Raw genomic sequence first — 22,044 nt, forward strand, 5'->3', positions numbered from 1 at the left:
ACCATTCGCACCGGAGTTAAACAGCTCAGAAAGGCTATGGGAGTGGATGCGGGAGCATGACTTATCAAACAAAGCATTTTCAGGTTATGAAAATATTGTAGATTGTTGCTGTGAAGCTTGGAATAACCTTTGCAGCGAAGCTGGTCGACTGTTCAGTCTGTGCTCCCGTGATTGGGCAGTTATACAGTAGTTAGAAAATTCAATTGGTATTATGCGTCTGCTGGATCGCAACAGTGTCCAGCTGGATCTGGCCAGCCTTGGCATGGAAGGACTACTTTGCGAACAGTTTCGAGAGCAGCTGCATAAGCCTCATGGCATTCTTCTGGTTACCGGCCCTACCGGTTCCGGTAAGAGTACAACGCTCTATGCCGGGCTGAGTGCCATCAACAACAGTGAGCGCAATATTCTGACAGTTGAAGACCCGGTGGAATACGACCTGGAGGGCATTGGCCAGACCCAGGTTAACCCAAAGGTGGATATGACCTTTGCCCGGGGGCTGCGCGCGATTCTTCGACAGGACCCGGATGTGGTGATGATCGGTGAAATCCGCGATCTGGAAACTGCTGAAATAGCTGTACAGGCATCCTTAACCGGTCACCTGGTACTCAGCACACTGCACACAAATACCGCTGTTGGTGCCGTCACCCGTCTCAGAGATATGGGAGTTGAGCCCTTTCTGCTGGCCTCAAGCCTGCTGGGAGTACTGGCTCAGCGTCTGGTCAGAACGCTCTGTCCGGACTGCCGACAGCAGCGCCCTGCCACCGAACTTGAAATCAGCCTGATGGGGCTTTCATCCGACCACCCGCTGTGGCATTCCACCGGTTGTGAGGAATGTCATAACACTGGCTACCGTGGCCGAACCGGTATCCATGAACTGTTTCTGGTCAATGACCAGGTACGCCGGCTGATTCATGATGGTGCTGGTGAGCAGGCCATTGAACAGGAAATACGTCATTCGTCGAATAGCATTCAAACGGATGGCTTCAGAAAAATCCTAAGCGGTATCACCACTCTGGAAGAGGTGATGCGTGTCACCAGGGAATAAAAGCGCATGAGCGTATTTGCTTACGAAGCCCTGGATGCTAAAGGGAAAAAAAGTAAGGGCGTAATAGAAGCCGACTCGCCTCGTCAGGTCCGGCAAAAGCTTCGGGTTTCTGGGCTGAACGCCATTGCCGTCAATGAAGCATCTGAAAAAGGAAATACTGAAACCAAGCATAACAGTGGCTCCTTGTTTGAGGGTTTCAGACTGATCCAAAAACAGGCTTCCGATGCAGAATTGGCTCTACTGACACGGCAACTGGCGACCCTGGTTGCTGCGGGCATTCCCCTGGAAGAGTGCCTGCAGGCACTGGTAAGACAGCTGCGCAAACCGCATCTGAAATCAATCATCACCACCGTTCGCTCAAAAATTCTTGAAGGACAATCTCTGGCCGACAGTCTGGCCTGCTACCCGAAAACCTTCGACCGGCTGTATCGTTCCATGGTGGCAGCCGGTGAAAAATCAGGCCACCTGGATGGTGTACTGGAAAGGCTTGCCGACTTTACCGAGCACCGTCAGAAAATCAAAGGGCAGCTGATTCAGGCAATGATCTACCCGGCCATCCTGACACTGGTTGCCATTGGTGTAGTGGCAGCATTGCTGGTGACTGTCGTTCCCACTGTTGTTGAACAGTTCGCCCATATGGGTGAGCAGCTCCCCGCCATGACACTCGCTCTGATCAGCATCAGTGACTTTGTTCGTGCTTATGGACCAACCATTGCCATTGCCCTGCTGGTTGCCCTGGTGATACGTCATCAAATTTTGCAGCGAAGCCGAAGCTGCCGACTGATTCACGACCGCTGGCTACTAAAACTGCCACTGATCGGCAGCGTCCTCAGCGGAGTTGACTGTGCCCGTTTTGCCAGAACCCTGAGCATACTGACCAGCAGCACCGTGCCATTACTGGAAGGTATGGGGATTGCGTCAAAGGTGCTGGTGAATCAACACATGCAGGAGTCATTGATCAAAGCTGCGGAGAGAGTAAGGGAAGGTTCTTCCCTCTGGCAGTCACTGGAGCAGACCGAACTTTTCTCCCCCATGATGCTTTACATCATTGCCAGTGGTGAAAAGTCTGGTGAGCTGACCGGCATGCTGGCCAGGGCTGCAGACAACCAGGACCAGCAATTTGAGTCCCAGGTGAATATAGCGCTGGGCATCTTTGGCCCACTGCTGATCGTTACCATGGCAGGTGTCGTGCTTTTTATCGTCATGGCCATTTTGACACCAATGCTGGACCTGAACTCACTGGTTGGCGGTTGATTGATTTGAACAGCAACGTGTCGATAAGTGCTCCTGCCCTATCGACACTTTGTGGTAAAAAACAGTATTAGACCATTAGGAAAACCCAATGAGCCTTATTAATAGAAGACAGAAGCAGTCAGGTTTCACCCTGCTGGAAATCATGGTGGTGATTGTCATTCTTGGCGTACTGGCCAGTATGGTCGCCCCTAATATTATCGGCAATAAAGATAAGGCCGATCTGCAGAAAGCCGTGAGTGATATCGTTGCCCTGGAAAATGCCCTGGACATGTACAAACTGGAAAATAATGTCTACCCCTCTACCCAGCAGGGGCTGGAAGCACTGGTCAGCAAACCCTCTGGAAGCCCTGAGCCACGATCCTACCGTGACAACGGTTACATTCGCCGCCTGCCAAAAGACCCATGGGGTAACGAGTACCTGATGCTCAGCCCAGGTGAACACGGTCCTGTGGATATCTTCTCCGCCGGCCCTGATGGTCAGCCAGGCACCGATGACGATACCGGCAACTGGAACCTGGATAGTTAACCACGCTCAATGCCTAACGACGTTGCACAGTCCGAAGCGGGACAGAGAGTAAACCAGCACGGTTTCACACTGCTGGAAATCATGCTGGTAATGGTACTGCTGGGGTTAGCCATATCCGCCATTCTGCCTTCCATTATGCCTGATGACAGCGGTGCACTCATGCAGAAAGAGGCCCGGCGGATGATCATGCTGGCTCAAACCTCACAGGAAAAAGCACTGCTCCATGGCATGGATATGGGCCTGCAGCAGACGACAGAAGGCTATCGATTTCTGGTTTATAAGCAGGGGAAATGGCAGCCCGTCAGCGGAGACCGAATGCTCTCACCGGTAGCACTGAATGAGTCTCTTCGGTTTACCATTTTGCCAGGAGAGTCTGTATGGCGAGACACCCTGGACCTGGAGCAGGATAACGGTTTTACCTTTGACGCTTCTGATGAAGAGGCTTCTTCAGACTCCGAACATGAGGCTGAACCAGACCTGTTTTTCTGGACCTCCGGAGAGATTTCACCGGCAGAGTTAAGGCTCTTTTCTGCTGATGCCCCCAGGCATGCACTCTCCATCAACCTGAAAGAGCATGGTGAAATTGCCCTGGCGGAAGGAGTCAAAAGATGACGCCCTCCAGAGTCTCTGCTGAACAGGGTTTTACTTTACTGGAAGTACTGCTGGCTCTTGCGTTGCTCGCCATTGCTGGCATGTCGGTATTGTCCATGAGTGGCGAAAGTGTGCGTAACACGCCAATACTGGAACAACGCACTCTGGCTCGACTCGTGGCTGATAATCAGATGACGGAAATTCATCTGCAAAAACAGTTGCCGACACTCAGCTGGCAACGGGCAGAGCATGAGCTGGCCGGGCAGCAATGGTTTGCCCGCTTTCGCAGCATCAAAACCGCCGATGATGATTTCCGGGCGATTGATGTTGAAGTGCGAAGCGAACAGGATGAGAAGAGTCCCATACTGGCGACGCTGAGAAGCTATATGGTCAAACAGGGATGATGCAGATCAAACAAAAGCAAACGGGTTTTACCCTGCTGGAAATGCTGGCGGCCATCGCTATTTTCAGCATCATCAGCCTCAGTGCCTGGCAGATTTTTCAAGGCGTAATGACCGCCCATAATGTTGTGCTTAATAAAAATGAGCGCCTGCGGCAGCTGCAATATACGCTGCTGCTGATTGATCAGGACCTGCAACAGATTGCCGACCGGGGAACCCGGGTTGATGGCAGCGTCACAGAACAAAGCCTGTTCAGCGACTCACAGATGCTGGACAGTGACGATGAAGCGCTGGCACTGGTTCGCCATAGCTGGCACAACCCGGACTACCGTTTACCCAGACCAGAACTGCAGCGGGTATTTTACCGCCTCCGGAATAACCGTCTGGAGCGCCAGTATCATCATGTCCTCGACCCTGCCTCAATCAATGTCGAGCCGGTAACCCAGACCTTATTAACCGATATCAACTCACTGAAGTTCAGCTTTTACATCAATGGCCAGTGGCTGGAGTCTTTACCCGCTGAAGGCACTCTGCCAGAAGGGTTAAAAATTGAGTTTGATATGAACGACTTTGGCCGTATAGAGCGACGTTATATACTGCCGTCACCCTGGCAGTCTGCATCATGATGGGGTTCAAATATCATTCATCGCGAAGAGTTCATAAGCGCTCTTTAACGGTTCGCCAGCAGGGCATTGCCCTGCTTAGCGTATTACTGATGCTGACCCTGCTGGTTCTACTGGCCAATGAGTTAACACTCTCCTTTCGCACCCAGTTAACCAGAACTCAGTCCATTCAGCAGCGGGAGCAGGCACGCTGGTATGCCTTTTCCGGAGAAAGCCTGGCAATCAAAACGCTAAAACAGAATTTCAAAGATGATCCGGACATCACCCATCTTGGGCAGTACTGGGCCACTGCCAATGTCGTATTGCCGGTGGAAGGTGGCCACATTGCCGGTCAACTGAAAGACGCTCAGTCCTGTTTTAACATCAATGCCCTGGCAAAGCCGGCCGCAGAAGGGAGCGATACGTATCAGAAAACACCTGAAAGTCAGGCATTTTCTGCCCTTCTTCAATACCTGGACATTCCTCAATGGGAGTCCGACAGGATTACCCAGGCAACCCGTAACTGGGTCAGCAGTGAAGACCTTCGCCAGGGTGAAAGCGATACGGATTACCTTGCCCAGCCACTTCCCTATCTCAGTGGCAAAACCCTGATGCGGGATATCAGTGAATGGCGCGCCGTGGCCGGAGTATCAAAAGCGGTTGCTCAACAAGTCATGCCTTACCTCTGTACTCTCCCCATGGCTGAGCTGGCTATCAACGTGAATACCATCCCTGTTGACCAGCCCGAGATTCTGGCGGCTCTCTATATTGATCAGCTGCCCGTTGACCAGGCGCGTAGCATTCTGGAAACCAGGCCACGGGAAGGATGGGATGAGGTGGCTGATTTTACCAGCCAACCGTTACTGGCCAATTTCAGCAGCACGGGGGTAGGCAAACGCCTGACCATCGTCAGCCACTATTTTGAAATGCGTGCAACAGCCAATTACGGCGAAAGCGAAGTCAGACTGAATAGCCTTCTGGCTCGCTCCAAAGACAACCAACTAACGGTCATTCGCCGTAAATTTGGAGGAGTGTAATGAATCCTCACCTGCTATTGAGACTACCTGAACATCCCGATCAACCGGTTTACTGGCTGCTTTTCTCGACTGAAACATCGAATGAAGAGCAATGTATTGCCAATGGCTCCTGGCCAACAGCATCCGATTTTATTGCAGAATATGCCGACACCACGGTAACCAGCGGAATGTTATCCGGTCAACCCATTGCAGCAATGACTGCTACGGTTCTGGTGCCTGCAGCCCGAGTGACACTCCATACGCTGAGTCTGCAGGGACGGCTGACACCTGCCGTTCGACAGTCTCTTCCCTGGCGACTGGAAGAAGAGCTGAGCGATGATGTTGAAGACCTGCATTTTGCCATCCTGCACCACGGGGACAACCAGGCTCATCTGGCAGTCATGCAACAGGCAGACATGGCACAGTGGCAAGGCTGGCTGATGGATGCCGGGGTGATATCGAAACGCTGGGTACCCGATGCCCTGATGCTCCCTGTCGAAGAAAACCAGTGCCGTTTATTAACCATTGATGACCTGATCATTGCCCGATATGGCCAGTGGCAGATAGCCGCCTGTGAATCACAGTGGTTAACCCTGTTTATGGAGGGGCTTAAAAAGGAACAGCCTGAACTGGAGTTTTCAGAAGCCGAGCTGCATTCTGCATCGCCATTAACTCTGCTTGCTCCCCAAGCCAGTAATACACAGCTCAACCTGCTGCAGGGGCAGTGGCAGCCTGCCTCGCCCTGGCACCAACGGCTACTTCCCTGGTGGTCAAGCGCACTGATGGCCAGCCTGCTTTTCATCATGCTAACCGTAAATTCAGTGCTGGATACCCATCAACTGGAGCAAACCGCGGCTTCTTATCAACAGCAGGCCAATGGTATTTACCAGCAACTCTTTCCGGGCGAACGGGTTGTCAGATTACAATCCCAGATGCGGCAGAAGCTGGCAGCATTACAGCAACCGGAAGAATCATCAAAGAGCATGCTGACCATGCTGGCTCGGATTACCCCGGTGCTGAATACATTCCCTGAATTAAAGGCCAATTCAATGGCTTTCTCTGTAAACGACAGGGATGGTGCACGACAAAGCCTTCGTATTCAGGCACAGGCCAGTGACTTCGAGCTTTTCACACGCTTCCGGGAACAGTTTGAGAAAGAGCTTAATCGGGGCAGTGATAAAGGGTTAACAATTGCCATAGAAGCCCTTGAGCGTACCGGAGACAAAGTGACTGGCATGCTGGTCATTTCAGGAGGTGTGTCCTGATGAGCGTCCTTACCAATACCTTTGAAAGCGTAAAGCCCTTCTGGCAAAGCATGGCTGGTCGCTGGCGGCAACTCTCCCAGCGTGAACAGTGGCTCACCGCCACAGCACTGATCACACTGTTTACCTGGCTGATCTGGCAGGGGATTATTACACCGCTTTCGGATCAACAGGCACTGGCAGAGAAGAAAGTGGCGGCCAGCCGCGCACAACTGACGCAGATACAACAGCAGGCTGAACAGATTCTCAGACTGAAAGCTGCAGGTGCCACCGCCCGCCCTGTCAGCAATATGCCCATGGACCAGACGGTCCACCAGCTGGCAGGCAGATATCAACTGGTTATCCAGCGGGTGCAGAGCCGGGGTGAAACGCTGGATGTTGATCTGGCCAATACCCGTTTCGATAAACTGATGAGCTGGCTGACCACACTGGAGCAGCAGCACCGGATCAAGGTTAAAAACATCCAGTTGGAATCTACGGATACCAGTGGTTTTGTCGAAGTGCGCCGACTGCAGCTTGAACGTGGTTGAATAGAATATGAAACAGGGAAAAATCGGCAAGGTCATACTGCTGTCAACGGTTGGTCTGGTCAGCTACAGCGGCTTTCTGATCGCCAATATGCCAGCAGAAAGAGTGTGGCACTACCTGCCAACAGAAAAACTGCCCGTCAAAATGACCGGAATTACTGGCACTCCATGGTCTGGAGCCGCTGAAAGTGTAACGCTGACAATGTCACGAAAACCGCTGTCACTGCCATCCATCCGGTGGCAGATTGAACCAGCCTCCCTCCTGAAAGGTGAAGTTCAGGTTTCTGTAGAGCTGGGCAATGCGGCATCCCCTGTTGAAGGCCTGGGAGCTGTTGTGGTTAATCGCCAGACGCTGACATTGAATAATGTCGAACTGGATACCACCGCACATTGGCTCGTTGCAGCAACAGGGGGTAAAGTTCCCGGAGAAGTGAAAGGAAATGTTTTTCTGGAACTGGATGAACTGATTGTCAACGACAAAGGGTGCCTGGCTATTGATGGTAACGCAGAACTTACAAACAGCGGGTTAGTCTCGCCCTTTGGCCAGTTCGATCTCGGGAACTCAACCGCAGAATTAAGCTGTCAGAATAATGACCTGACCGCTAAAGTCAGCCAGAAATCGTCAATCATTAGCAGCTACGGTGATTTTCAAATCAGCACTAATGGCCGTTATACCTTTACCGGAAAAATGACACCGGATGCATCATTGCCTGATCCCATGAAACAAGGCCTGGCTATCCTGGGCAAACCTGACAGCACCGGTGCCTATCCTTTGCGCTTCAGGGGTGCAATTAAGTAACACCAATAAAAAAACCGGCCATATGGCCGGTTTCCAAACACAACACCTCAGGAGTTTGGGGGTTATACCAATTGCTCTTTCCAACGCCCTATTGCGCTGACGGCCTGAAGCGTAATCCTGTGTTGAAGCTCCTCGCTATAGCTATGGCTATGACTCGTCACTTCGCCTTGTCTTACACTCCAGTCCCTCATGCTCATTACGGGTTTAGAAAGTTTAATTGGTATTACTTCAGAGGAAAGCTGTAGGCGATATCAAACTTGGTGTCGTTGATCTTGCCCTCATTCTGCTTGTGTCCTTTATCATCGTAGAATGCCTGCTTAAAGTTAAAGCTCAAGCCTTTCAATGTCCCATGGCGGAACAGGTAGCTGGCAGTAAAAGCATGCTCATCTTCATAGGTGTCACCGATAATAGATGTCTCACCATCACGGACGTTATCACTGTGGTAATTACTGCGGTGGTAACCGTAAGTGAACTTTAAGCCCTTCAGCCACTTGTTGCGGCTATAACGGAAGTCCATAGTATTTTCAACAGCCCAGACCTGACCGTTTGGTCTTCTCATACTGCCGTAGTTACCCGCAGTATCATTTTTCAGAACACCTTTCACGTTACCAAAACCGTAACTGAAACCGCCGTCACCAATCCGGGTATGGTGGAAAGCAATGGTCCATGGGGACAGGGTCCAGGCAACGGTATAGTTCATCAACTCAGTCTGGTCAGGCTGATCTGCATACTTGCTTGGGTAGCCTTCCGTCTTTTCCCACTCCCAGACTGAACCGTACTGATGATTACGGTAGTACTGGGCACGGAACATCAGATTGTCACGCTTGTTAAACTTCAGCGTGTAATCAGTTCTTGCATGATAGCGACGCAGATAGTCTCTGGCATCGGCTGCCGCCAGAACCAGATTCAACCCACCAATTTTCTGGTTAAGGCCGATGGAGTGAACAAAGTCAATTTTACGTTTTTCGATATCTTCAGGCTGGCTGTAGTCATAATGACTGGCATAGTTAGGCATCGCCATAATGTCCTGAACACCAGAGTCATCATTGGACATCACACCATTTACGAAGACGTAATCCAGCCGGGTATTGCCCCAGCGGCCGTCCAGTTCAAAGCCAGTGTACGACGTTGGAATTACATCATCTTCATCACTGGAAGAAATCAACCCACCGTTATAAAAACCAAGACCAGTATTGAAGTTAAGCCGCTCATCACCCTCACCGGCTTTCATTTTAAAGTTGATCTGGGTAATACCTGAAGCACCGGAGAACCCATCACAGCGGTACTGGTTACTGTTCCCATAGTAGTAACAGTCCGTCTGCTTCAGGATTTTCATACCATAGTTATACAGGCTATATCCGGTGGCGGTTTCGCTATACAGTTCACTTCGACTCAGGGCCGAGAGATCCAGACCAAAGGTGTCACCGATATAACCGGAAATAAAGTTGACCCCCATGGTCAGCTGGGCTTCACCATTATTTTCATAGTCATTCAGTGGATCACCATTACCGTCTTTGGTGTAGTACTTTTCCCGGAACTTACTGTTCATACCCAGGTAAACGTCGGAACTGGCACCGGAGAAAAATTCATCCCCCATCTGTTCCCAGTCAGCTGCCAGAGCCTGACAGGAAAGAGTGCCCCCTATCAATAACACACCAAAACCGGTTACTGCCTTCCTCATTACCACCTTACTCCTGATGATCCTGAAATCTGCCTGCTGCTCGATTGCTTTTATAAGCTTGCTTTGATCATTCTATTCAGGGGTATTCTCGAAGAAACGAAAGACAGATGAAAGATCCTGATATTGACTTCGGTCAACGGGGTAAGGAATTTGTCAGACTTTTGTCAGAAACCGATACTTTTTGATCACTATTCAAACAATTCATCCAATAACATAAACATAACTTGTCGTTTATATTACAAATACATTCATAAAAATCGTTTCAACAAGGAAAAAACAGATTAACACCTCTCAAAAACCTTCAGTTTCTTTACATTTATTAATCTGGATCAACACTTTTTCTTTCAAATCCTATCAGTATCTCCTGCGATAGTGTCGACCCTGGCCAGTGCCTCACACAGAAAACACAGATGACAACAGGCTCGGTCAACGTACGGCGATGGGTATATCAATCAGGCAGTAAATATCATGAGAACAATGAACGCAGGCAGAAAAACCTTACTGGCACTGGCAATTTCTTCAGTTATGGCTTCAGGATCAGTATCAGCGAGCCAGCCTATCGAAGACCTGGATCCAATTCCAAACCCAACCGGAGACGTTGTTATTGGTGAATTCCAGCAGATTAATAACCTGAATGGAGCTGCAATCACCTCAGAAGCTGGCAGCAGTGGTTATAACATTACCAACCATGGCCTTCTCAAAGGTTCTCAGCACGCTATCCATGCTAAAGTCGGCGCTAAATTAAAAGCTCTGCACAACTACGGCACAATCGAAGCAACTAATGGGGCTGCCATTCTGGTTGAAGATGGTGGATCCATTAGTTATATGAATAACTATGGAACGATTATTGGTGGTCTTGTAGACGATAACGGCGTTATCAGAAGAGTTGCTGTAGATATTCGTGGAGCTACCAGTGATCATGTTGACGCACTGAAGATTGGTAACAAGGTTGATGGTGTGAATGTGGGTGGTGAAGTCATTGGCGACATCTACATGAACAATGAGGCTGGCCAAACCAACATTGATGGAAACAACAAAAACAGTTACGTCGCTTTCTATGGATCAGCTGTCGATAAAGCAATTTTTGATGGAAAGCTGATTGCAAATACTGCAGAAGTAAATATTCAGTCTGATGGCTATATGCTGCTGAGAGCCCAGGATGAGAGTATCGTTTTTGACGTTGTTGACTACGGAGCCGATCTTGAAAACCAGAACAATGGTAAATTTGATCTGAAAAGTCGCTCCACCCTGGAAATGGAGATTGATGGATCTCTTGCAGAGGATGAAGCTGTTCTGGTCGTCAATGGAGACATAAACTTTGGTGGCAGTAATCAGCTGATTGTGACCGGAGACCTTGAGCAGATTGCCGGTGAACACACGCTCATTTCCGCAGATAAAGTCAATGGCTTTGAAGATGAAATGGTACAGGACACCTGGCTTTATGATGTAAACGTCATTGAGAGCGAAGGTGAAACCATTAAGGTTGAGGTAACTTACAAAGATACACTCCACCCTGAACAGCTTTCCGAAGCAGCTGCCGCCAATGGTGCTGATGTCACCGAGCAAGCCATCATTGGCGCATTTGCCAGCATTGTTGCAGATAATACTGAAACCACACCAGATCAAATTACTTTTTCAAGTGACCCTCATGCAGAATTAGCGCAGCTTCTGGCAGTCTCTGACCAGCAGGCAGCTCTATTGGCCGGCGAGCTCACCCCAGACCGTAGTGGTGCAACACTTCATGCTGCACAGAGAGCTCAAAGCAAGCAATTTGACGCTATTAACAATCGTTTGAACAGCCTGCGTGCAGACCAGTTCCATGCGGTTAATGCAGCCAGCAGCGGACTCTGGATGCGCGTTCATGGTAACGACGCCAAGAAAAACGTCGACGGACGTATTGATGGCTACGATGTTCAGGGCATGGGCTTCAGCTTTGGTATTGATGGTGATCTGACTGAAAACCTGGTCACCGGCTTCTCTTTCAGCCAGAACTACCAGGATATCGATACCATCACTTATGACACTAACCATGAAGTAAATACTTATCAGTTCTCTGCTTATGGCCTGTGGAATCAAGATAATTACTTTGCAACTGGTTCTGTGAATGCTGGCGTCGACTATTACGACAGTTACCGTACGATTGGCGAATCAACAGGGTTTGATGGCGAAACTCGCGCTAATGCAGAATATAAGGCATTCCATTACGGCCTGCGTGTAACTGCTGGTCTGGATCTGGCCTACGATAACCTGCTGCTTCAGCCAATCATTGCCGGTGAGCTCAACAATGTGTCCATCGAAGCTTACGATGAGTCCGGTTCTGTCGCCTCTCTTGCTTATGACAGACAGAGCGTCACGCAGGTGAAGCTCGGCGCGGGTTTCAATATGAGCACCACTTATGAAGTAGGCCCCGGCATTCTGGCGCCTCATTTCACCGCCATGGGCTGGTATGACTTTAATGCCGATAACCATGACATTTCTGGCTCTATCATTCTGGACCCATCGGTTGCTGGTGAAATCACTACTGCCACCGGCTCTACTGAAATTCAGCTCAACCTGGCAGCTGGTTTTGACTACACCATCGACGGTGGTCTAAGCCTTGGCCTGGGTCTGCAACATGACTTCGTAGATGACGGCCATGACACCCAGCTTCAGGCACGTATGAACTACGCCTTCTAATTCAACATCCCCGTTGATACTCCTGAGCCCCTGACCACAGGTCAGGGGCTTTTTTTACCTTTTGAACCATGGAGACCACAAAGCTCACAAAGAAAAGATCCTTTTTAACTCTTTGTGCTCTTCGTGACCTTTGTGGTTCAAAGTCAAATTCGAAAGATTATCGAAAGACTTTATCAGCGAAAAGATTACATTTTTAATCCAAATCAATTTTCGATTTTACAAAACAACATAAAATCCTCAGTCAGCATTCAGCGTTTACTGGCATGGGCAGGAACATCATTATGAGCAAATCCCGGGTTTCACGCAGACACTTCCTTAAGGGGCTGGCCGCCAGTGGCGCAGCAGTGGCATTAACCGGCTGTAATACCAGTCAGCCGACAAAAGCCGTGTCGGAAAAAACCAATATCCTGATCATTACTGCAGACCAGCTTTCCAAAAAAGGCGTCGGCGCTTACGGCAACCCGGTAGCACCAACCGATCATATCGATAAGATCATCAATGCGGGTACCCGCTTTGAGCAGGTTCATACGCCTTACCCACTCTGCTCTCCAGCCCGTGCCTGTTTCTGGACCGGCCACCTCCCTCAGGTCACCGGTGTCACCGGTAATGACAGTGCCAATATTCCAACTGAACTGACTACACTGGGCGATATCTTCAGCAAAGCCGGTTACAACTGCGTCCACTACGGTAAACGCCATGACTTTGGCGCGTTGAGAGGTTTTGATGCAACCCCGGAAACGCAGCTGCCACTCACCGCACCGGAAGCCTTCCCTGTTGATTATGACTCTCGGGAAGACCTGTTTGCCCTGCAGAAAGCCCTGGAATTTTTCCAGGACCCTGGCGAAGAACCTTTCCTGCTGGCCGTTGAATTTAACAACCCCCACAATATCTGCAGCTGGGTCGGTGCCTTTGAAGGCCCCCATGGCGACATTCCCGGCATTGGTGAACTCCCTGAATTACCCGATAACTTTGAAGTACTGGACTGGGAGAGTCTTCCAGCAGGTGTCGCCTATCAGTGCTGTAACCATTTCCGCGTAAAACAGGCTTCTCACTGGACCGATAAGAATTATCAACAGTACCTGAAGGCCTACTATCACTACACCGGGATGGGTGACACCTGCATTGGCCAGGTAATGAAAGCCCTGGAAAAATCCGGCAAGGCTGACAATACCCTGGTGGTATTCTTCAGTGACCATGGTGACGCCATGGGCAGCCACCGTCTGGTCACTAAACACGCCTTCTTCTATGAAGAAACCAGTAACGTACCTTTTGCTCTCGCAGGCCCCGGTATTCCAAAAGGAAAGTCCGTCGATGCTCTTGGTTCTCTATGCGACCTCGTTCCCACCCTTTGTGACTACGCCGGCCTGCAGGCACCGGAAGGTATTTATGGCCGCAGCCTGATGCCACTGGTACAAGGTGACGAGCCCGCTGACTGGCGTCAGGAAGTGGTGAGCCAGTGGTTCAGTGAACGCAATGAAACCACCGACATGCCCGCTCGCATGCTGCGAACCAAAGACTACAAGTACACCGTTTATCGCGAAAACAACGACGAGCAGCTGTTTGATCTGAAAAAAGACCCGGGTGAAAACTACAGCTTGGTCAATGATCCAGCCTATTCAGAGGTTCTCGCCGACATGCGTGAGCGCTTCAAGAACTACGTTGCCGCCACTAACGATAATTTCTATCAGCAGTCGGTCACCGTGGATCCCCAGTGGCGCAGCCATAAGCCGGGCTATCCGAACCACACCGGTGGCAGTGCCATGGACGCTATCATCGAAAAACGCAAAGCCATTAACGAAGCCAAGGCTGCCAGAGACTTACAGGGAGCCTGATGTCAGTGAATAAGCAGTTCATGAATGCAATCCCCCTTACCGGAAAACGACAGCTGCTGACCGCCGCTGTCAGCGCAGCCCTTATGTTGAGCGGCTGCTCGTTATTAGAAACCAATACCGCCCAGGGTGTCAGTGATCACCAGCCTGGCGGAGCCATGTACTTTTTTGAAAGTGGCTTACCAACGTCCATCTCGACAGACAGTCACTCCACCATTGAACTCTCCCAGAAGCACTTCCGTGATGGAGAACACTCCCTGCGTTGGGACTTCAACAATGGCAGTCATCTGACGTTTAATCAGCCCGTGGGTTTCAAGCATTTCAAACCCAACGGTGCTGACCAGTCCAGACACTCCTTCCTGGTCTGGATATACAGTGAAACGCCCATTAATGACTATCTGACCTTCCAGTTTGGCGAAAACGACAAGGTGAACACCCATTTCAAAATGAAGATGGATTTCACCGGCTGGCGCCACGCTATCGTTCCCTTTGAGGAGATGGAAGGAAGGCCCAGCGAACACATGAATCGCCTCACGCTGATTGCTCCACAAGCCATTACCAGTGGTCGCCTCTTCATTGACCAGATGATGCTGAGCATTCCCGTCGATCCACGCTGGCCAACCCGTGATAACCAGCTCCCCTTTGTCAACCTGGCGGCTGACAGCGCTCCAAACAGCCACTGGCTGAGCCTGTACCGCTTTGATCAACTGGCGAAAAAAGCCGCACTTTCCAACTCGGCATCCACGGAAGCAGTGATCTCCGAAAGGTTTAATACCCTGCTTATGGATGAGGTTCGCCCATTAACGGATAAAAAACTGGAAGCCATTCGAGACCAGTATTACGGCTACCAGATCAAACGTGAACATGGTCAGGTCACTGGTGTCCCCCTGGACAACACCAACCGCCTGAAAATTTTCCTCGATAAAGGCGTGAATAAAGGCTTACTGGATGATCAGGCCAGTGATCTGCTGTTCAAGAATGCCGACTTGAAGCCGTATGGTGAGCTGATGATGGACATCGCTTCCGCCTGGCACGGCACCGACAATGAAGTCACCAGGGAAGAACTGGCCACGATGTTCATTAACCTGGCCGACTACTTTGATGATCAGGGTTTTGCCTATGGCAGTTCCCTGGGTACCGTTCATCACTTTGGCTACTCCCTGCGCCCCCTGTTCAAGGCTCACTTCCTGATGCAGGACGTACTGAATGAGCGAAACCGTCTTGAGCGTACCCAGCAGATGCTATCCTGGTTTGCCGGTGCCGGTCGTATCTTCGAGCCAGCGGATCAGATTGACAGCTTTAACATTGATGTCATGAACACCCAACTTCAGGGAATCCTGGCGAGCATCCTGCTGATCAGCGACAGCAATGAACAGGCCCGCTGGCTGAGCCAGTTAAGCCAATGGCTCTCGAATTCACTGGTGACCTCTCCCGGAACAGCGGGTGGCTTCAAGGAAGATGGTTCCATGTTTCATCACTCCCAGCACTACCCGGCTTATGGCAAGGGGGGCTTGAGAGGCCTGACACCAGTCGTTTACATGCTGAGTGGTACAGACTATGCAATCAGCCAGGAAGCTCATGCCCTGTTGCGTAACGCCACACTAATGACTGCTGTCTATGCCAATCAGAACAAGACACTGATGTCCATTGCTGGCCGTCATCCGACCGGCAAAGAGTCCATGGAAACCGATCCTTTCCTCTATATGGCACTGTCCGGCACACCGGATGGAGGGCAGTCCATTGATCAGGAAATGGCCGCAACCTGGCTGAGATTGACGGACTCCCCTGCCCCCGCACTTGTGGATAAGTTTAATAGCATGGGTATCTCGGCAAACCAGCCAGCTGTGGGTAACTGGTCCATGAACTACGCAGGCCTTGCCCTCCACCGCCGTGATGGCTGGGTAGCAGGAGCCCGTGGTTTCAGCCGTTATCTGGTCAGTCATGAAACCTATGCCAATGCCAACCGCTATGGCCGTTACATCAACTACGGCATTCTGGAAATCCTGCCAGAAAACCCTGACAACCGGGCCTTCAGTCACGATGGCTGGAACTGGGCTCGCTGGCCGGGAACCACTGCCGTTCAGTTACCTGTCGATCAGCTGAATGCCGATCTGCTGAATGTGGACACCTTCAGTGGTCTGGAAGAGATGCTGTTATCGACTCAGAGCTTTAACGGTGCTTTATCCATGAACGACAATGGGCTTTTTGCCACCATTGTTGAAGGTCATCCGAAATACGATGGCAGCTTCAGCGCCAATAAATCCGTGTTCTTCTTTGATGACCGGATTGTTGCCCTGGGCAGTGGCATCAAAACGGCCGATGATCAGCACAACACGGAAACAACACTGTTCCAACATGCTGTCAGACCTGACGCCAAAGCCACCACCATCAATGGCAATAAGCTTGCTTCAGGCGACAGAAAGCAACTGGCCACCAGCAGCACACTGTTGATGGATCCAAACAGCAACGCTTATATCCTGCCAGAAGGCCAATCACTCCTGATTGAGCAGCAACAGCAGGAATCCCGTCACCAGAAAAACAGCAAAGTCACCCATGGTGAGTTTGCCACAGCCGTGTTAAGCCATGGTAAAGCACCTGAAAATGCCGGTTATGAGTACGCAGTGCTGGTGAATACCACGGTGGAAGAAGCAGCACAGTTCAAAAACAGCCTGTCTTCTGAACTGAAGCCTTACCAGGTTATCCGGAAAGACAATCAGGCCCATGTGGTAAAAGACCAGGCTTCAGGCATGACCGGTTACGCCCTGTTCAGTGCAGGCGCCGTTGATGCAGGCGTTGTAGCTTCGGTGGATACGCCGGTTCTGCTGATGACCGAAAGCGATGAAAACAAGCTGTCGCTTACCCTGGTTGACCCAGACCTGCGCCTTTACCAGGGCAGGGATGAAAGCCAGTACGATGAGCAGGGTGTGCAAAAGGAGGTCAGCATTTACTCACGGTCATGGCGCAAAGCACCTTCGATTCCTCACACTCTGACACTGGAGCTTAAAGGCCAGTGGCAGCCGTCTTCCCTTCCTGATGATGTCGTGATCAAGGGATACCAGAACGGAAATACCCTGCTTGCCATTACGACAGAGCAGGCAAGAAATATTGAGTTTGAGTTAAAGAAATAACACAACCTTTGGGCTGGCTTTCTCTCTCTGCAGCAAAGCCAGCCGCCTTTTCAGGACGTCATCGTGAACAAACAGCTTAAAACGGTATTCAGGACGGCCAGCGCTCTGCTGGTCGCCATGCCCCTTATCCTTGTTTCCTCTTTCAAAGCTAACGCCAATACTCTGCCGATTCCTGGTATCAGCAAAGGTGAACTGCTGTATGAAAGCAGAATGGACTCTTCAGAATCGGTCAAAGACTGGGTCATGGAAGGTCCGGGCGAAATTGCCTTTGAAGGTGGGTGGATGAGAATGTGGTCACCCAACGAAGAGTGGCAACATGTTTTCTGGGCTCCCGAACACTTTCCTGAAAGCTTTGTTGCCCAGTGGGAAATGCAGAACCTTAATATTGAAGCAGGCCTGACCATTGTCTTTTTTGCCGCCACCGGCCCTGACGGTGAAGATGTGATGGATCCATCACTGCCAGAGCGGGATGGCACCTTTAAGTTCTACAACAATGATGTACTGAACAATTATCACATCTCTTATTATGCCCATAATCCAGAAGCAGCAAGGCTTGGTGTAACCCGGCTGCGCAAAAACACCGGAAAACACCTCGTATCAGAAGGCCCGACGGGCATCAAACACGACTCTACCGATATTCATAAAATCACTCTGGTAAAAAACAAAGACCATATTGTCTTTTACGTGGATGACCGGGAAATCATTAACTGGGTTGATGATGGCTCCGTCAATGGCAAAGTTTATGGCGCTGGCCGTATTGCCCTGAGACAGATGGAATGGAGTGTATTCCGCTACCGTAATTTTAAAGTCTGGTCTGTTGATGAGAACAACGAGGGCGTAACCAAGCCATGAGTAAAAGAACGATCAGAAAAGCACTATTGATTGGCTGCAGCGCATTCGTAATGACTGCGGGCTCTGCTCAGGCACAATTATCTGAAAAGCGGCCTGAAAACCTGACGCTGGCAGAGCACCTCTATTCTGACCAGTTTGAAAAGTCTCTGGATCAGTGGGTGATTGAACAGATTCCCGGCAGTAAAACCTCCCAGCTCAATGGTCAGATGGACATTGATGATGCTGGCGGTACCACGGTCTGGTTTAAGGAAAAACTGCAGGCACCGGTGATGGTGGAGTTTGATGCCACCATGGTGATGGCTGGTGGCCCTAACGACCGTGGCAGCGACCTGAACTTTTTCTGGATGGCATCAGACCCTTCATCACCTGATGACTTCTTTGCCAAAAGCGAAGAACGCAGCGGTTATATGCGCAAATACGACGGAATGAGCCTGTACTACGTTGGCTATGGCGCCAATGATAATACGACAACCCGTATGCGCCGTTATCCGGGCGACGGCACCCGTCCTCTTATGCCAGAGTATGATCTCAGTGGTGAGCCTTACCTGAACAAGATCAATACGCCCATGAAAATCCGGCTGGTGCACGATGGTGTTCGCTGGAAAATGTGGCGTGATGAAGTGCTGGTGTATGACGTTAAGGATGAGCAACCCTTCCTGGATGGCTACTTTGGTTTCCGTACCTGGAAGAGTCATATGCAGATCGACAACTTCAAGGTCTTCCGGGTGAAACCGCCACTGGAGAAAAAAGTATTACCTCCGGCAAAAGAGCTTGCGGACTACAAGAAGCAGATTGTTGATTTCAAAACGTTTGCCAACAACAACAAAAAGCGGATGTCCTGGAAACAGGGTCCAACCATGCTGGGCGTTAACGCTGCTTACCTGGCTACGGGTGACCTGTCACTGTTTGACCAGTCGCTGCGGATGAGTGATGAGCTGCTGGCTCGCCGGAATGATCCGAAAAAAGGCGATGTGGTTTATACCGCGGGTAAACGGGCACTGGTCTGGCCAACCATCAGTAAGCAATACATTGCCAAAGGAAGAAAGCAGCCATTTACCAATACCATTATGACCGCCATGATTCTCCAGCCCATTGCTGAGAACGCGCGCATCATTATGGAAACCCCAGCCCTGTGGGAAAAGAAGGTTCCCTTTGGCGAACAGTATCTGGCCGGCTCTGGCGAAACTTATGGGGATAAAGCTGCATTCTATCTCCAGGAAATCGAGAATACTCTGGACGATTTTATTTTTCCGGACTGGTACGACGCCAAGACCAATCTGCTGAGAACCCCAGACACCAAAGAGATGAGAGATATTGAACCGGATCTGGCAGGTCGCTATCCGGCTTACAACCGATCACTGGCCATGATGCAGGTTCTGGACGATCTTGCCCGTACACGGCAGTTGATGGGAGATACCTCTGACAAAGCCGCTTTCTATCAGTCCATGGTACAAAGCCAGCTGGACTTCTTCTTTGAAGATGTCCAGACCTACACCCAGAATGGCAAGAACTACTATTACTGGTATTACGCACCCGCGGACCGTGACAGCCGGCAGGAAGACAGCAGCCATGGACGACTGGACCTGCAGATTCTTACCAAACTCTACAACGATGGTGACAACCCTTACGGTCTGACCCGCGAGAAGATGCAGCCATTTGTAGATACCTTTCTTGATATTATGCTGACCAGTAATGACAAAGAGGTCACTGCATTTATCAAAGGCAGCATTGCCGACTTTCGTGAAAGTGGTTCAACCTCCAAAGCCAGAAAGAACAAAGGGGCTGGACCTTATATCGTCCTTGGCTGGGCTGGTGATGAAGTAATGGATATTGCCGAAAAAACACTGACCGAAAAGCTGTCCCTGAGCTGGACCCCCTGGCTCTGGTATTACCGAAACGTTAACGCCAACTTGCAGGGATAACCCCTTTAATATTCTAACCAATTCACTCCGGCTGTTAACTGCAGCCGGAGCAGCCACTCTGGGCATCTCCAGTTATGAAACTCAACGTACTCTCTCTGGCCATTGGCTCTACGCTGATGATCAGTCTGTGCGGGCATGCCGTAGCGTCTGCACACCTGTCAGATTCAACCTCAAAAGCCGGAAACCTGTCTTCTACCTGGCAGGCCTGGGTGGATTCCCGGGCGCCAGACTCAGACTTGATGGCCAGTGACTTCAGCACTGCTTCACAGCCTGTGGTTACCAACTTTTCTTATGCTGGATACCGTCAAAGTGAGCAGCCACTGCCAACTTTGAACAACGCATTCAGCTGTAGCTCCGGAACCACTATTGACCCCGCCACCGGATACACCATTTTTGATGTCACCCAGTACGGCGCCATTCCCAATGATGGTAAAAGCGATAAAGCCGCCGTTCGTGATGCCATTGCCGTTGCCGAAAAAGCCATTCAGAAAGGCAGTGTAAAAGGTGCCGTACTGCTGTTTCCCAAAGGCCGTTACCGGATGAATGAGTCTTCGGATATGGCTCTTATTGATCCCGACAGTAAGGAGTCACTGGCCAGCCAGAGCATTACCGTAACGGAGAGCCACTTTATTCTGAGGGGCTGTGGCAGCGAAACCGAACTGTATATGGATCAGCCTCATCTGCCGATGGATCCGAAGAAGCTCTACTCCATTCCAAGACTCTTTTCCCTGGGAGACGGCCATCGCGAAAAGGTTAGTACCATTACACAACCTATAAAAGGTGGCACCAGTAAGCAGATTCAGGTTTCTAAAACCGAAGGGCTTCAGGAAGGCGACTGGATTGAAATATTTGCCAACGTTTCCAGACCGGATCGTATTCAAGAACATATGGGGCCTTACCGTGTTGAGCCCAGCATGAAGAAACTGAAGCAGGGTCTTGAGCTTCGGGAGATCCATCAGATCACGGCGATCAATGGCAATACTCTGATACTGGCTGCTCCCGTGCAGGTGGATATTCACCCCGGCGATAAATGGACCGTCTACCGCAGTGACCGAACCGAAGAGATTGGCCTGGAAAATCTGGCTTTCCGGGGGAACTGGAAAGAGAAGTTCAAACATCATAAGTCCGCCATACACGACAGCGGATGGGGTTTCATCACGATCAGAAAATCCGCCAACAGCTGGGTGAAAAATGTCACCTTTACGGACTTTAACCAGGGGCTGCAGCTGACCGATACCGTGAACTCTACGGTGATGGATATCAGCTTCCATGGGAATCCGGGACACCTTTCCCTGCAGTTCCAGCGCTCTTTTAACAATCTGAGCATGAATGTCAGAGATGAAGCCGATACCTGGCACTCTCCGGGCTTTTCTCACTACTCCTCTTCCAACGTTCACCTGGACACCTGGTATTCAAGCACCTCCTCTCCAGACCTGCATGCAGCCCAGCCACGGATCAACCTGTTTGACCGCACTGAGGGTGGCTGGATTTATGGTCGCTGGGGTGGTGCTACGGTAAACCAGCCCAACCACCTGGCTGGTCTGGTGTTCTGGAATCCAAAAAATACCGCTGTCGCCTACAGCAGCGATGAGCCTTATGAGTTTATGCGACCTTCCGCATTTGGCCGCATGATTATGCCAGTGGTTGTGGGAATGCATGGCAAACCCGTTCACTTTGCCAGTCAGCAGGACTATTACCGGTACATTAACCGAAAAGAGCCACAACTCTATAAAAAGGCACTGCCCGATGAGCCACAGGCTTATGTTGAGTCCAATGGGCAGCCAGTATTACCGGATTCGCTGTTTCTGGCGCAGCTGGAATACCGGTTGGGAGCATTGCCCAACTGGCTGGAAAAGCAGTAAAAAGTTGATACCCCGGCCGGAGTCTTTCGATAGCTGGGGAGCAACTCACTACAAAAGAAACAGGTACCCCC

General features: G+C 50.5%; 16 protein-coding genes and 2 pseudogenes. 17 read left to right on the forward strand and 1 reads right to left on the reverse strand.

Features of this window, described 5'->3' with window-relative positions:
- From AK963_RS35085 to AK963_RS05345, 11 genes and pseudogenes are all read left to right on the forward strand, one after another.
- A pseudogene (locus AK963_RS35085) lies at window positions 1–190 on the forward strand (IS630 family transposase); the annotation flags it as partial.
- Window positions 191–208: 18 nt separating this feature from the next.
- Window positions 209–1,045: pseudogene (locus tag AK963_RS05300) on the forward strand (GspE/PulE family protein); the annotation flags it as partial.
- A 6-nt stretch (window positions 1,046–1,051) separates the two neighbouring features.
- Window positions 1,052–2,299, forward strand: a complete 1,248-nt coding sequence (gene gspF, locus AK963_RS05305; RefSeq protein WP_066014424.1) for a type II secretion system inner membrane protein GspF — start codon at window positions 1,052–1,054, stop codon at window positions 2,297–2,299.
- Between the two features lie 88 nt (window positions 2,300–2,387).
- Complete coding sequence (gspG, locus tag AK963_RS05310) at window positions 2,388–2,825, forward strand: type II secretion system major pseudopilin GspG (RefSeq protein WP_066014425.1); 438 nt, start codon at window positions 2,388–2,390, stop codon at window positions 2,823–2,825.
- 9 nt (window positions 2,826–2,834) lie between these two features.
- Entirely contained in the window at window positions 2,835–3,437 is a 603-nt protein-coding gene (gspH, locus tag AK963_RS05315; RefSeq protein ID WP_066014426.1) for a type II secretion system minor pseudopilin GspH, read from the forward strand.
- Entirely contained in the window at window positions 3,434–3,820 is a 387-nt protein-coding gene (gspI, locus tag AK963_RS05320) for a type II secretion system minor pseudopilin GspI (protein ID WP_066014427.1), read from the forward strand. Before gspH ends, gspI begins: the two co-directional genes overlap by 4 nt.
- Complete coding sequence (gene gspJ, locus AK963_RS05325) at window positions 3,817–4,443, forward strand: type II secretion system minor pseudopilin GspJ (RefSeq protein WP_083232479.1); 627 nt, start codon at window positions 3,817–3,819, stop codon at window positions 4,441–4,443. The genes gspI and gspJ overlap by 4 nt, the downstream gene beginning before the upstream one ends.
- Window positions 4,440–5,456, forward strand: a complete 1,017-nt coding sequence (gene gspK, locus AK963_RS05330) for a type II secretion system minor pseudopilin GspK (RefSeq protein ID WP_066014429.1) — start codon at window positions 4,440–4,442, stop codon at window positions 5,454–5,456. The genes gspJ and gspK overlap by 4 nt, the downstream gene beginning before the upstream one ends.
- Window positions 5,456–6,700: a type II secretion system protein GspL gene (gene gspL, locus AK963_RS05335; RefSeq protein ID WP_066014430.1), complete on the forward strand. Its 1,245-nt coding sequence runs from the start codon at window positions 5,456–5,458 to the stop codon at window positions 6,698–6,700. Before gspK ends, gspL begins: the two co-directional genes overlap by 1 nt.
- On the forward strand, window positions 6,700–7,227 hold the full coding sequence (gene gspM, locus AK963_RS05340; protein ID WP_066014431.1) for a type II secretion system protein GspM: 528 nt from the start codon (window positions 6,700–6,702) through the stop codon (window positions 7,225–7,227). The genes gspL and gspM overlap by 1 nt, the downstream gene beginning before the upstream one ends.
- A 7-nt stretch (window positions 7,228–7,234) precedes the next feature.
- Complete coding sequence (locus AK963_RS05345) at window positions 7,235–8,023, forward strand: type II secretion system protein N (RefSeq protein ID WP_066014432.1); 789 nt, start codon at window positions 7,235–7,237, stop codon at window positions 8,021–8,023.
- A gap of 223 nt (window positions 8,024–8,246) precedes the next feature.
- Here the strand turns inward: AK963_RS05345 and AK963_RS05350 are convergent, their stop codons facing one another.
- On the reverse strand, window positions 8,247–9,704 hold the full coding sequence (locus AK963_RS05350; protein ID WP_066014433.1) for an OprD family outer membrane porin: 1,458 nt from the start codon (window positions 9,702–9,704) through the stop codon (window positions 8,247–8,249).
- Between the two features lie 468 nt (window positions 9,705–10,172).
- Here AK963_RS05350 and AK963_RS05355 point away from each other — a divergent pair, with 468 nt between their 5' ends.
- From AK963_RS05355 to AK963_RS05380, 6 genes are all read left to right on the forward strand, one after another.
- Window positions 10,173–12,380 (forward strand): autotransporter family protein, encoded by a 2,208-nt coding sequence (locus AK963_RS05355; protein WP_066014434.1) that lies wholly within the window; start codon window positions 10,173–10,175, stop codon window positions 12,378–12,380.
- Window positions 12,381–12,661: 281 nt separating this feature from the next.
- Window positions 12,662–14,212: a sulfatase-like hydrolase/transferase gene (locus AK963_RS05360; protein WP_083232480.1), complete on the forward strand. Its 1,551-nt coding sequence runs from the start codon at window positions 12,662–12,664 to the stop codon at window positions 14,210–14,212.
- Complete coding sequence (locus AK963_RS05365; RefSeq protein WP_066014435.1) at window positions 14,212–17,337, forward strand: chondroitinase family polysaccharide lyase; 3,126 nt, start codon at window positions 14,212–14,214, stop codon at window positions 17,335–17,337. The genes AK963_RS05360 and AK963_RS05365 overlap by 1 nt, the downstream gene beginning before the upstream one ends.
- Before the next feature lie 63 nt (window positions 17,338–17,400).
- Window positions 17,401–18,189 (forward strand): DUF1961 family protein, encoded by a 789-nt coding sequence (locus AK963_RS05370; protein WP_066014436.1) that lies wholly within the window; start codon window positions 17,401–17,403, stop codon window positions 18,187–18,189.
- Entirely contained in the window at window positions 18,186–20,111 is a 1,926-nt protein-coding gene (locus tag AK963_RS05375) for a DUF6250 domain-containing protein (protein WP_066014437.1), read from the forward strand. The genes AK963_RS05370 and AK963_RS05375 overlap by 4 nt, the downstream gene beginning before the upstream one ends.
- Before the next feature lie 74 nt (window positions 20,112–20,185).
- On the forward strand, window positions 20,186–21,973 hold the full coding sequence (locus AK963_RS05380; protein WP_066014438.1) for a DUF4955 domain-containing protein: 1,788 nt from the start codon (window positions 20,186–20,188) through the stop codon (window positions 21,971–21,973).
- Window positions 21,974–22,044: the final 71 nt, after the last annotated feature.

The sequence above is a fragment of the Endozoicomonas atrinae genome (assembly GCF_001647025.1).
In the GTDB taxonomy this organism is placed as follows: domain Bacteria; phylum Pseudomonadota; class Gammaproteobacteria; order Pseudomonadales; family Endozoicomonadaceae; genus Endozoicomonas; species Endozoicomonas atrinae.

Bases quoted from the DNA above. Each gene is read 5' to 3' on its own strand.
- gspF (WP_066014424.1), top strand. From the start codon at position 1,052: ATGAGCGTATTTGCTTACGAAGCCCTGGATGCTAAAGGGAAAAAAAGT.
- gspG (WP_066014425.1), top strand. From the start codon at position 2,388: ATGAGCCTTATTAATAGAAGACAGAAGCAGTCAGGTTTCACCCTGCTG.
- gspH (WP_066014426.1), top strand. From the start codon at position 2,835: ATGCCTAACGACGTTGCACAGTCCGAAGCGGGACAGAGAGTAAACCAG.
- gspI (WP_066014427.1), top strand. From the start codon at position 3,434: ATGACGCCCTCCAGAGTCTCTGCTGAACAGGGTTTTACTTTACTGGAA.
- gspJ (WP_083232479.1), top strand. From the start codon at position 3,817: ATGATGCAGATCAAACAAAAGCAAACGGGTTTTACCCTGCTGGAAATG.
- gspK (WP_066014429.1), top strand. From the start codon at position 4,440: ATGATGGGGTTCAAATATCATTCATCGCGAAGAGTTCATAAGCGCTCT.
- gspL (WP_066014430.1), top strand. From the start codon at position 5,456: ATGAATCCTCACCTGCTATTGAGACTACCTGAACATCCCGATCAACCG.
- gspM (WP_066014431.1), top strand. From the start codon at position 6,700: ATGAGCGTCCTTACCAATACCTTTGAAAGCGTAAAGCCCTTCTGGCAA.
- AK963_RS05345 (WP_066014432.1), top strand. From the start codon at position 7,235: ATGAAACAGGGAAAAATCGGCAAGGTCATACTGCTGTCAACGGTTGGT.
- AK963_RS05350 (WP_066014433.1), bottom strand. From the start codon at position 9,704: ATGAGGAAGGCAGTAACCGGTTTTGGTGTGTTATTGATAGGGGGCACT.
- AK963_RS05355 (WP_066014434.1), top strand. From the start codon at position 10,173: ATGAGAACAATGAACGCAGGCAGAAAAACCTTACTGGCACTGGCAATT.
- AK963_RS05360 (WP_083232480.1), top strand. From the start codon at position 12,662: ATGAGCAAATCCCGGGTTTCACGCAGACACTTCCTTAAGGGGCTGGCC.
- AK963_RS05365 (WP_066014435.1), top strand. From the start codon at position 14,212: ATGTCAGTGAATAAGCAGTTCATGAATGCAATCCCCCTTACCGGAAAA.
- AK963_RS05375 (WP_066014437.1), top strand. From the start codon at position 18,186: ATGAGTAAAAGAACGATCAGAAAAGCACTATTGATTGGCTGCAGCGCA.
- AK963_RS05380 (WP_066014438.1), top strand. From the start codon at position 20,186: ATGAAACTCAACGTACTCTCTCTGGCCATTGGCTCTACGCTGATGATC.